Source organism: Pseudomonas sp. SWRI22 (assembly GCF_014268395.2).
GTDB lineage: Bacteria > Pseudomonadota > Gammaproteobacteria > Pseudomonadales > Pseudomonadaceae > Aquipseudomonas > Aquipseudomonas paracarnis.
Map to the genome: position 1 here is coordinate 3588432 of NZ_JABWQK020000001.1, position 11727 is coordinate 3600158.

The 11727-nt window shown below is 63.6% G+C and carries 7 protein-coding genes; all 7 read left to right on the top strand.

All coding sequences use genetic code 11. The features are described from left to right. The first annotated feature begins 151 nt into the window (after positions 1-151). The 7 genes from HU730_RS15730 (at position 152) to uvrA (ending at position 11628) form a co-directional block, all read left to right on the top strand. A complete protein-coding gene (locus tag HU730_RS15730) occupies positions 152-739 on the top strand; it encodes an NUDIX domain-containing protein (RefSeq protein ID WP_034125680.1) in 588 nt (195 codons plus the stop codon). A 676-nt stretch (positions 740-1415) separates the two neighbouring features. Beyond that, positions 1416-2033 carry a transcriptional repressor LexA gene (gene lexA, locus HU730_RS15735; protein ID WP_096144295.1) on the top strand — a complete coding sequence of 206 codons (618 nt, stop codon included), beginning with the start codon at positions 1416-1418 and terminating at the stop codon, positions 2031-2033. Next, positions 2033-2647, top strand: a complete 615-nt coding sequence (gene imuA, locus HU730_RS15740; protein WP_003191873.1) for a translesion DNA synthesis-associated protein ImuA — start codon at positions 2033-2035, stop codon at positions 2645-2647. The genes lexA and imuA overlap by 1 nt, the downstream gene beginning before the upstream one ends. A gap of 7 nt (positions 2648-2654) precedes the next feature. Continuing rightward, complete coding sequence (locus HU730_RS15745) at positions 2655-4070, top strand: DNA polymerase Y family protein (RefSeq protein WP_096144294.1); 1416 nt, start codon at positions 2655-2657, stop codon at positions 4068-4070. Between the two features lie 157 nt (positions 4071-4227). Then, positions 4228-7299: an error-prone DNA polymerase gene (locus HU730_RS15750; protein ID WP_096144293.1), complete on the top strand. Its 3072-nt coding sequence runs from the start codon at positions 4228-4230 to the stop codon at positions 7297-7299. 100 nt (positions 7300-7399) lie between these two features. Beyond that, positions 7400-9112, top strand: coding sequence for an ATP-binding protein (locus HU730_RS15755; protein ID WP_034126118.1), 1713 nt, complete (start codon positions 7400-7402; stop codon positions 9110-9112). Next, positions 9109-11628 carry an excinuclease ABC subunit UvrA gene (gene uvrA, locus HU730_RS15760; protein ID WP_096144292.1) on the top strand — a complete coding sequence of 840 codons (2520 nt, stop codon included), beginning with the start codon at positions 9109-9111 and terminating at the stop codon, positions 11626-11628. The genes HU730_RS15755 and uvrA overlap by 4 nt, the downstream gene beginning before the upstream one ends. The last annotated feature ends 99 nt before the right edge of the window (positions 11629-11727 follow it).

The following is an 11727-nucleotide window of genomic DNA, read 5'->3' on the forward strand; positions in this document are numbered from 1 at the left end:
AAAGATGAAGCACGGGTTTTACCAGATGGCCTGGGCGGGTAGGCATTAATGCGACGGCCGTGACGGATGAAAGTGTTACAGCATTGAACAATCCTCGCGCGGGTTGATAGGGTGGACGGCTCGAACCTGCCCTACCTGCAAAGGCCTACACATGAACAACAGCCCCGTGCGCATCACCGCCGAAGAAACCCTCTCGGACAACTGGTACCTGCTGAAGAAATACAGCTTCGACCTGCGCCGTCGCGACGGCAGTTGGCAAGCCCAGACCCGCGAGGTGTATGACCGGGGCAACGGTGCGACCATCCTGTTGTACAACCGTGAGCAACGCACAGTCTTGCTGATTCGCCAGTTCCGCATGCCCACTTTCGTCAACGATTACCCCGGCTACCTGATTGAAGCGGCGGCCGGTTTGCTCGATAACGCCAGCGCCGAAGAACGCATCCGCCTGGAGGCCGAGGAAGAGACCGGCTATCGCGTCGGGCATGTTGAGAAAATCTACGCGGCGTTCATGAGCCCGGGATCGGTGACGGAGCGGATTCACTTTTTTATCGGTGAATACCAGCCAGGCGACCGAGTGGGAGCGGGCGGAGGCCTGGAAGAAGAGGGCGAGGATATCGAGGTACTGGAGCTGGGCTTTGAGCAGGCACTGGCGATGGTGCAGAGCGGGGAGATTGTGGATGGCAAGACGATTATGTTGTTGCAGCATCTGGAGCTGCGGATGTTGAAAGAGGGGTGGTGAGGTATGCCTTCATGTGCATAGGTATCTACACAACTTTGGCACGACGCTGAATCTGTGGCGAGGGAGCTTGCTCCCGCGACGGCCTGGCAGCCGACACAGATATAACTGATGCCCCGCGATCCAATGTGGGAGCTGGCTTGCCTGCGAAGACGGCCTGACAGTCAACACAGTTGGACCGTGTACATATCCATTCCTGCGGTAGCGGCCACTTAGGGTTCCGCTTTTACAGCGGCTCACTTTTGAAAAGCGCAAAAGTAAGCAAAACGCTCTTGCCCCACCACTCGGCACCTCGCTTAGGCTCGGTGTGCCCGTAATCCGCCAGTGATTTGGGGGGCCGCCGCCACGCGCCATCCATGGCGCGGGGCGGCTAAACCGGCATCCCTGCCGGTTTACCCCCCAAATCCCTGTCGAATTCCGGCCAGCGTGGTTTAACGGGGCGCCTAAGATCAAGATCAAGAGCGGCTCGCTTCGCATCGTAGTTACCGTCGTCGGCTACAACCTACAGAGTTATGTAGATACCTATGCCTTCATGTGGGAGCGGGCTTGCTCGCGAAAGCGGTGGGTCAGTTTTCACATGTGCTAGCGGATACATCGCCTTCGCGAGCAAGCCCGCTCACAAGTAGGTGGCAATTAGCAGACTGACGGTTATTGTCAGAAATTTCCCACAGGAGTACAAATGTACTCCATGACAAACCTGACTCCCCGCCGCATCGCCATCCTGACCTTCATTCGCGAGCGCATCGCGCAACAAGGCCAGCCTCCCAGCCTCGCCGAGATCGCCGAGGCGTTCGGCTTCGCCTCGCGCAGCGTCGCCCGCAAGCATGTGGTGGCGCTGACCGAAGCTGGGTTTATCGAGGTCAACCCCAACCAGGCCCGTGGCATTCGCTTGCTCAATCAACCTGCGCGTCCCGAGTGGCTGGATGTACCGGTGCTCGGTCGTGTGGCGGCCGGTCGGCCGATTGGCGCCGATGCCGAGGTGCACAGCCGCTTGCAACTGGACCCCGCCACTTTCGCCAAAACCCCCGATTACCTGCTGCGGGTGCAGGGCGATTCGATGATTGAAGATGGCATTCTCGATGGCGACCTGGTGGGCGTGCGCCGCAGTGCCGAAGCCTTGAACGGGCAGATTGTGGTGGCGCGCCTGGACGGCGACGTCACCATCAAGCGTTTCGAGCGCAGTGGCGACAGGGTTCGCCTGTTGCCGCGCAACCCGGCCTATCAACCCATCGTGGTCGGGCCCGAGCAGGACCTGGCCATCGAAGGCGTGTTCTGCGGCCTGGTGAGGCAAGGCTGATGGGCGCCGTGGTTGCCCTGGACTCGCTGTTCAATGGCGGGCGAGTCTGGAAGGGCCGGCCCGCCGCGCCCCCGGCCAGCGTGCACCCCACGGGGCTGGCGGCGCTGGATGCGGTGCTGCCCAGTGGCGGCTGGCCGGAATCGGCCTTGAGTGAAATCCTGATGGCCCAGGACGGGGTGGGCGAGTTGCAGCTGGTGCTGCCTACCCTGGCGCGCCTGTCGGCCCTGGGCGAGCGCATTGTGCTGGTGGCGCCGCCCTATACCCCCTATCCCCATGCGTGGCAGAACGCCGGGGTGGATGTGCGCCAGCTGTCCATCATCCGGGCCGAGGAGCGTGACGCGCTGTGGGCGGTGGAGCAATGCCTGCGTTCAGGCAGTTGCGGGGCGGTGTTGTGTTGGCCGCGCAAGGCCGATGATCGAGCCTTGCGGCGTTTGCAGGTGGCGGCCGAAACCGGGCAGACCCTGGCGTTTGCCTGGCGCTCCCTGAGCGAGGCGATCAATGCCTCGCCTGCCGCCCTGCGCCTGGCGGTCGAGGCCAGGCCCGCGCAAGTGCGGGTGCTCAAGTGCCGTGGCGGGCTGGCCCATCCGGCGCCAATTGCCCTGGCGGGGCATTGAGGTTGCCATGCGTTGGGTGTGTATTGTCTTCCCGCAATTGGCGCTGGACGGGGCACAGCGTGTGCACCCCGAACCCGAGCAGCCGCTGGCGCTGCTGGCCGGCACGCCGCAGCGGCGCGTGTTGCAAACCGTCAACGCCGCCGCACGCGCCTTGGGCCTGCGCCCCGGGCAATCGTTGACGGCAGCCCATGCCCTGGTCAAGCAGTTTGCCTGTGTCGAATACGACCCGCTGGAGATCGAGCGCCTGCAGCAGTTTCTGGCCGCCTGGGCCTACCGATTCAGCTCCCAAGTCAGCCTGTATTACCCACGGGCCTTGTTGTTCGAGATCGAATCGAGCCTGGGCCTGTTCGGCCCCTGGCCGCAACTTGAGGCGCGTTTGCGCAAAGAGCTGACCGAACTTGGCTTTCGTCATCGCATCGTCGCTGCGCCCAACCCGGCGGCGGCGCGGATATTGGCAAACGGCTACGACGGCCTGGCCGTGGCCGATGACAGCGCCCTGATGCAGGCCCTGGCGTCGCTGCCTGTCGACCGTGCAGGCCTTGAACCCCAAGCCGCCACCGCCTTGTCGCGCATGGGCCTGCGCAGCCTGGCCCAGGTGCAGGCCTTGCCCCGGCATACCCTGGCGCGACGTTTTGACGCCAGCCTGCTCAAGCACCTCGACGCCCTGAGCGGGCAGCGGCCATTGGCCCTGGATTTTTATCAACCGCCCGACCAGTTCGATGCACGCATCGAGTTGAATTTCGATGTGCAATCCCACCAGGCGCTGTTGTTCCCCTTGCGGCGTTTGACCGGCGACCTGTCCGCTTTCCTGTGCGGCCGCGACAGTGGCGTGCAGCGCTTTGACCTGCACCTGGAACACGCCCAGGTACAAGACAGCGTGATCAAGGTGGGCCTGCTCAGCGCCGAGCGCGAGCCTTCAATGTTGTTCGAACTGGCCCGTGGGCGCCTGGAGCAGGTACAGGTCACCGCGCCGGTGCGGGGTGTGCGCCTGGTGGCCGAGGACTTGCCGGTGTTCGTGCCGCAACGCCAGGACCTGTTCGACGACCGCCCGCAACAAACCCTGCCGTGGGAACAGTTGCGCGAACGCCTGCGTGCACGCCTGGGGGATGAGGCGGTGCAGGGCCTGCGTTTTCAGGCCGACCATCGCCCCGAATGCGCCTGGCAGGCTGCGACCGACCACCAGGCGTGCCCGAGCTTGAACAAGGTCCGCCGCCCAGGCTGGTTATTGCCGCAACCGACCTTGCTGGCCGAACACGGCGTACAGATCCTGATGGGTCCGGAGCGCATTGAATCGGGCTGGTGGGATGGCGCCGATGTCCGCCGTGACTATTACCTGGTCCAGACCCGCGCCGGCCAGCAGGGTTGGGCCTATCGCACGGTGGGGCAAGGCGATGGGCTGTGGTTGCAAGGGTGGTTTGCATGAGCATCCCCTCAGCTGGAGCGCACTTACTGTGGCGAGCAAGCTTGCTTGCGCTGGGGTGCGTAGCGCCCCCAATAAAAGCCGGAGACTGCTGCGCAGTCAGCGGGAGCAAGCTCCCTCGCCACAGCAAGCTCGCTCCTACAACAGGGGGTGGGGGCGCATGAGTTATGCCGAGCTGCACTGCCTGTCCAATTTCAGCTTCCAGCGTGGTGCCTCCAGTGCGCTGGAGCTTTTCGAGCGCGCCAAGCGCCAAGGCTACAGCGCCCTGGCGATCACCGATGAATGCACGCTGTCAGGCATCGTGCGTGCCTGGCAAGCCGCCAAAGCCGTGGACTTGCCGTTGATTATCGGCAGCGAAATGCACATCGAAAATGGTCCGAAACTGGTGCTGCTGGTGGAGAACCTGAGCGGTTATCAGCACCTGTGCCGGCTGATCACCCTGGCCCGGCGTCGGGCTGAAAAGGGCAGTTATCGCCTGCTACAGGAAGATTTCGAGCAACCGTTGCCCGGCCTGTTGGCGTTGTGGGTGGCGCAAGACAGCGACACCCAGGCCAGCCTCGACTGGCTGCGCCGCACCTTCGACCAGCGCCTGTGGCTGGCGGTGCACCTGCACTGTGGGCAGGACGATGCGCGCCATCTGCAACAGCGCTTGCAACTGGCCCACAGCCTGCAAATCCCTGCCGTGGCCTGCGGCGATGTGCATATGCATGCGCGAGGCCGCCGTGCCCTGCAAGACACCATGACCGCCATCCGTCACCACGTGCCGGTGGCCGAAGCTGGCACGCGCCTGCACCCCAATGGCGAACGCCACCTGCGCAGCCTCGACGCGCTGGCGGCGCTGTACCCCCAGGCCTTGCTGGATGAAACCCTCGCCCTCGCGCGGCGCTGCACCTTCGACCTCGGCCAGTTGCGTTATCACTATCCACGCGAGCTGGTACCCGCGGGGCATGACGCCCAATCCTGGCTGCGCACCCTCACCGAAGAAGGCATCGCCCAGCGCTGGCCCGAAGGCATCGACGACAAGACCTTGCAGCAAATCCATCGTGAACTGCAGCTGATCAGCGAGCTGGGTTACGAAAGCTATTTCCTTACGGTGCATGACATCGTGCGTTTCGCCCGCAGCCGTTCGATCCTGTGCCAGGGCCGTGGTTCGGCGGCTAACTCGGCGGTGTGTTTTGCCCTGGGCATCACCGAAATCAACCCGAGCCTGACCAACCTGCTGTTCGAGCGCTTCCTGTCCAAAGAGCGCAACGAGCCGCCGGACATCGACGTGGACTTTGAGCACGAGCGCCGCGAAGAGGTGCTGCAATACGTGTTCCAGCGCTATGGCCGCACCCGTGCAGCCTTGACGGCGGTGGTCAGCAGTTACCACGCCACGGGCGCGGTACGTGATGTGGCCAAGGCCCTCGGGCTGCCGGCGGACCAGATCAACGCCTTGGCCGATTGCTGCGGGCGCTGGAGCGATGAGGCGCCGCCGTTGGAGCGCCTGCGTGAAAGCGGCTTCGACCCGGACAGCCCACTGCTGCGGCGTGTCTTGACGTTGACCCAGCAACTGATCGGTTTTCCGCGGCACCTGTCCCAGCACCCTGGCGGCTTTGTGATCAGCGAATACCCGCTGGACACCCTGGTGCCGGTGGAAAATGCGGCCATGGCCGAGCGCACCATTATCCAGTGGGACAAAGACGACCTCGACGCCGTCGGTTTGCTCAAGGTGGACATCCTTGCCCTGGGCATGCTCAGCGCGATCCGCCGCTGCTTCGATTTGCTGCGCCGACATCGCCACCGGGACTTGAGCCTGGCCACGATTCCCAAGGAAGACCCGGCCACCTACGCCATGATCAGCAAGGCCGACACCATCGGTGTGTTCCAGATCGAGTCGCGGGCGCAGATGTCGATGTTGCCCCGGCTCAAGCCGCAGACGTTTTATGACCTGGTGATCGAGGTTGCCATTGTGCGGCCTGGGCCGATCCAGGGCGGCATGGTGCATCCGTACTTGCGTCGGCGGAACAATGAAGAGCCCACAACCTATCCCTCGCCCGCACTGGAGGCCGTATTGAAACGCACCCTGGGCATCCCGCTGTTCCAGGAACAGGTGATGCAAATCGCCATGGTCGCCGCCGACTACAGCCCCGGCGAGGCCGACCAGTTGCGCCGCTCCATGGCCGCCTGGAAACGCCACGGCGGCCTAGAGCCCCATCAGCAGCGCCTGCGCACCGGCATGCTGAAGAATGGCTACACCGAAGCCTTTGCCGCGCAGATTTTCGAGCAGATCAAGGGCTTTGGCAGCTATGGTTTCCCGGAGTCCCACGCCGCCAGTTTCGCCTTGCTGACCTATGCCAGTTGCTGGCTCAAATGCCATGAGCCGGCGGCCTTTGCCTGCGCCCTGATCAACAGCTGGCCCATGGGCTTCTACAGCCCGGACCAGATCCTGCAGGACGCCCGGCGCCATCGCTTGCAGATCCGCCCGGTAGATGTGCAGGCCAGCGACTGGGAATGCAGCCTGGAGCCCATCGACGGCCAGCAACCGGCGATTCGCCTGGGCTTGCGCATGATCTCGGGGTTTCGCGAGGACGACGGGCGGCGTATCGAAGCGGCGAGGCAGCAGCGGCTGTTCAATGACATCGCTGACCTGGACGCGCGCGCCGGGCTGGATACGCGTGCCCAGGCGCTGCTGGCGGATGCCGGGGCCTTGCGCGCCCTGGCCGGCAACCGCCATCAGGCGCGCTGGGACGTGGCCGGTGTGCATCAGCAACTGGGCTTGTTTGCCGGCCTGCCGAGCCCCGATGAAACGCGGGTGGCATTACCCGAGCCCACGGTAGGCGAAGATTTGCACGCCGATTACGCCACCCTCGGTACGACCCTGGGGCCCCATCCCCTGGCACTATTGCGCGCCGAGTTACGCCGGCGCCGCTGCCGCAGTTCCCAGGAATTGCTGACGGTGGAACATGGGCGCAACGTGAGCATCGCCGGGCTGGTCACTGGCCGCCAGCGCCCTGGCACGGCGAGCGGCGTGACCTTTGTCACCCTGGAAGATGAGTTCGGCAACCTCAATGTGGTGGTCTGGCGCGACCTGGCCGAGCGTCAGCGCCAGGCGCTGGTGGGCTCGCGTTTGCTCAAGGTGGACGGTCGTTGGGAGGCGGTAGGTGAGGTGCGGCATTTGATCGCGGGACGCCTCACCGATTTGACGCCGTTGCTGGATGGAATGGTGGTGCGCAGCCGGGATTTTCATTAGTTCCAGGGGTTTGTGCATTCCTCTGTGCTCAGGATGAAACCATCCACCGCTGGCGCGCTCCAAAACTTGCGACTGTCTTGTCCCTGCACAGAGCCCAATCATGCAATTTTTATCCAACCCCCATGGCTGTGAAGGCTGGGCCGGCGAAATGGCCCAGCGAATTCGCACGTTTGACTGGTCAAGTACCGACCTTGGCCCCTTGGATCAGTGGTCCACGAGCCTGGCTTGCACCGTGCAAATGATGCTCGCCTCACCCGTGCCGATGGTGATGCTGTGGGGGCGGGCGGGGTACATGATCTACAACGACAGCTATTCGGTATTTGCCGGCGGGCGCCATCCCTACCTCTTGGGCACTCCGGTAGAACTGGGCTGGCCGGAGGTGGCCGAGTTCAATCGGCATGTGGTGGATACGTGCCTGGCGGGCGGTACCTTGTCGTTCAATAACAAGGAGCTGGTGTTATCGCGTCACGGCCAACCGGAAAGCGTATGGCTGGACCTCTATTACAGCCCCGTGGCCGGGGACAACCAACAGCCAGCCGGGGTGCTGGCGATTGTGGTGGAAACCACCGAACTGGTGAAGTCCGAGCGGGTGCGCCAGGAGCTCACCCATAATCTGGAGCAACGCGTAGCCGCTGAAGTGCAGGCGCGGTCTGCCGCAGAAGACCAGTTGCGCCAGTCACAGAAGCTGGAAGCGATTGGCGGCCTGACCGGTGGCGTGGCCCATGACTTCAATAACCTGCTGCAAGTGATCGCCGGCAACCTGCATTTGCTCGCCCGGCATGAGCCGGACAATTGTCAGGTGCAACGTCGCGTCACCGCGGCCATCGCCGCCGTGGAGCGAGGGGCCAAGCTGTCGTCGCAACTTTTGGCCTTTGCCCGTCGCCAGCCCTTGTCTCCGGCGGTGTACAACCCGCAGCGCATCTACGCTGGCCTGGGCGAGCTGTTGCAACGGGCGTTGGGGGAAACCATTCATATCGACGTGCAACTGCCCCAGGACTCCTGGTGCATCAATGTCGACCGCAACCAGCTGGAAAACGCGCTGCTCAACCTGGCGATCAACGCCCGGGATGCCATGCAGGGCGAGGGTGTGATTCGTATCACCGGAGAAAACGTCATCCTCAACCCGGACGATTGCATCGGTAAAAGCATCAAGCCCGGCGAGTACGTGCGCCTGGCAGTGGCCGACACCGGCGTGGGCATGTCCGAGGCGACCCTCAAGCGCGCATTCGAACCCTTCTTTACCACCAAGCGCGAAGGCCACGGCACCGGCCTGGGCCTGAGCATGGTGTTCGGTTTTGTGCGCCAAAGTGGCGGGCACGTGGACATGTGGAGCGAGGAGGGCAAGGGCTCGGTGGTGCAGATGTATTTCCCCCACTGCCTGGAGCCTGAATGCTTCGACGACTACAGTGATGCGGACCTGCAAGGCGGCGGCCAGGAAACCATCCTGGTGGTCGAGGACAACGAAGGCGTGCGCCTGACGGTGGTCGAGTTGCTGCAGCAATCGGGCTATACCGTACTGACCGCCGAGGATGGCGACCGCGCGATGCAAGTGTTGCAGCGCGGCGTGTCGCCGGACCTGATCTTCACCGATGTGGTGATGCCGGGTCGGGTCAAGAGCACCGATCTGGCCACCTGGGCCCGCGCGCAGAACCCGCCGGTGCCGGTGCTGTTTACCTCGGGCCACACCCGCGACATTCTGTCTTCCAATCATCTGCTCAGCGCCGATATCCACCTGCTGAGCAAACCCTACAGCCCCGATGCCCTGACCCAACGCGTGCGCAGGGTGCTAAGCGCAAGACAAGGTTGCCCATGACTTCACAGCGCAACATCCCACCGCTCACCGCCCGGCAAACGGGCTTTGTCAGGGTGCGTGGCGCCCGTGAACATAATTTGCGCAATGTCGATGTGGATATTCCCCGGGACGCCCTAGTGGTGTTTACCGGCGTGTCTGGCTCCGGCAAATCGTCCCTGGCGTTTTCCACGGTGTACGCGGAGGCCCAGCGCCGCTATTTCGAATCGGTGGCGCCCTATGCGCGGCGCTTGATCGACCAGGTCGGCGTGCCGGACGTAGACAGCATCGAAGGCTTGCCGCCTGCCGTGGCCCTGCAACAGCAACGGGGTACACCCAGTGCGCGCTCGTCGGTGGGCAGTGTCACCACCTTGTCGAGCTTGATCCGCATGCTCTATTCCCGCGCCGGCCGCTATCCGAAAGGGCAGGCCATGTTGTATGCCGAGGACTTCTCGCCGAACCTGCCCCAGGGCGCGTGCCCGCAATGCCACGGCCTGGGCCGCGTGTATGAAGTGACCGAAGCGCTGATGGTGCCCGATCCGTCCTTGACCATCCGCCAGCGTGCAGTGGCGTCCTGGCCGTTGGCGTGGCAGGGCCAGAACCTGCGCGACATCCTCGTGACCCTGGGTTATGACGTGGACATCCCGTGGCGCGAGCTGCCGAAAAAGCACCGCGACTGGATCCTGTTCACCGAAGAAACCCCCACCGTACCGGTGTACGCCGGCTTCACCCCGCAGCAGACCCGCGAGGCGTTGAAACGCAAGCTCGAACCCAGCTACCAAGGCACCTTCAGCGGCGCTCGGCGCTATATCCTGCATACCTTCGCCCACACCCAGAGCGCGCTGATGAAAAAGCGTGTATCGCAGTTCATGCAAGGCAGTGCCTGCCCATTGTGCGAGGGCAAACGCCTGAACCAGGCGGCGTTGTCGGTGAAGTTTGCCGGGGTGGATATCGGTGAGCTGTCGCAATTGTCCCTGGCGCAATTGGCCGAGTTGCTGCAGCCGGTGGCCGCGGGGCAGGACACGATGAAGCTGTCGGTGGAAAAACGCCTGGCGGCCCAGCGCATCGCCCAGGACCTGCTCGAACGGGTCAACACCTTGATCGAACTGGGCCTGGGCTATCTGTCCCTGGAGCGCAGCACGCCGACCCTGTCGTCCGGGGAACTGCAGCGTCTGCGCCTGGCTACCCAATTGGGCTCGCAGTTGTTCGGTGTTATTTATGTGCTCGATGAGCCTTCGGCGGGCCTGCACCCGGCGGATGGCGAAGCATTGTTCACCGCGCTTGATCGTTTGAAGGCCGCGGGCAATTCGCTGTTTGTGGTGGAACATGACCTGGAAACCATGCGCCGCGCCGACTGGCTGATCGACGTGGGCCCGGCTGCCGGCGAACATGGCGGGCAAGTGCTGTACAGCGGGCCGCCCGCAGGGTTGGCGGATGTCGAGGCCTCGCAGACCCGCGAATACCTGTTTGCCTCACCTCGCCCGGCCAATGTGCCAAGCCGCGAGCCGGCCGGTTGGCTGAAGCTCAAAGGCGTGACGCGAAATAACCTGAAAGATTTGAACGTGGATTTCCCGCTGGGCTGTTTCACCGCGGTGACGGGGATTTCCGGCTCGGGCAAATCCAGCCTGGTCAGCCAGGCGCTGCTGGAATTGGTGGGCACGGGCCTGGGGCGTGTGCTGGAAAGCGACGACGAACCGAGCCTGGAAGATGCTGCACCGCAAGCCAGTGGCGGGCGCATCAGCGCCGGGCTCGAGCACATTCAGCGCCTGGTGCAGGTGGACCAGAAGCCCATCGGCCGCACGCCGCGTTCCAACCTGGCGACCTACACCGGGCTGTTCGACAACGTGCGCAAACTGTTTGCCGCCACGCCAGCGGCCAAGAAACGCAATTACGATGCCGGGCAGTTCTCCTTCAACGTCGCCAAGGGCCGTTGCCCGAACTGTGAGGGTGAAGGTTTTGTCAGCGTTGAATTGCTGTTCATGCCCAGCGTGTACGCGCCATGCCCGACCTGTCATGGCGCGCGCTATAACCCCGACACCCTGGCGATCAAATGGCAGGGCTTGAACATCGCCCAGGTGCTGGGGTTGACGGTGGAGCAAGCGGTGCAGGTGTTTGCCGAGCAGCCGGGCATCCTGCGTTCGTTAGTCGTGCTGCGCGATATCGGCCTGGGTTATCTGCGCCTCGGGCAGCCGGCCACCGAGTTGTCGGGCGGTGAGGCACAGCGCATCAAGCTCGCTACCGAGTTGCAACGCAATGCCCGGGGCGCCACCTTGTATGTGCTGGATGAGCCGACCACCGGGTTGCACCCCAGGGATGTCGATCGTTTGCTCAGCCAACTGAACCAGCTGGTGGATGCGGGGCATACGGTGGTTGTGGTGGAGCATGAAATGCGCGTGGTGGCCCAAAGTGACTGGGTGATTGATATCGGGCCGGGAGCAGGGGACTTGGGCGGGAGAGTCGTGGCGTGTGGGGCGCCGCAGAAAGTGGCCAAGAGCAAGACCAGCCGGACTGCGCCGTTTCTTGCTCGGGAGCTGGTCTGACTGGAGGCTGGCCTTTTGTGGGAGCTGGCTTGCCTGCGATGATGGCCCCCAGCCGACCCCTATCTGCCTGATCCAACACGATCCATTTGCATTGTCTGT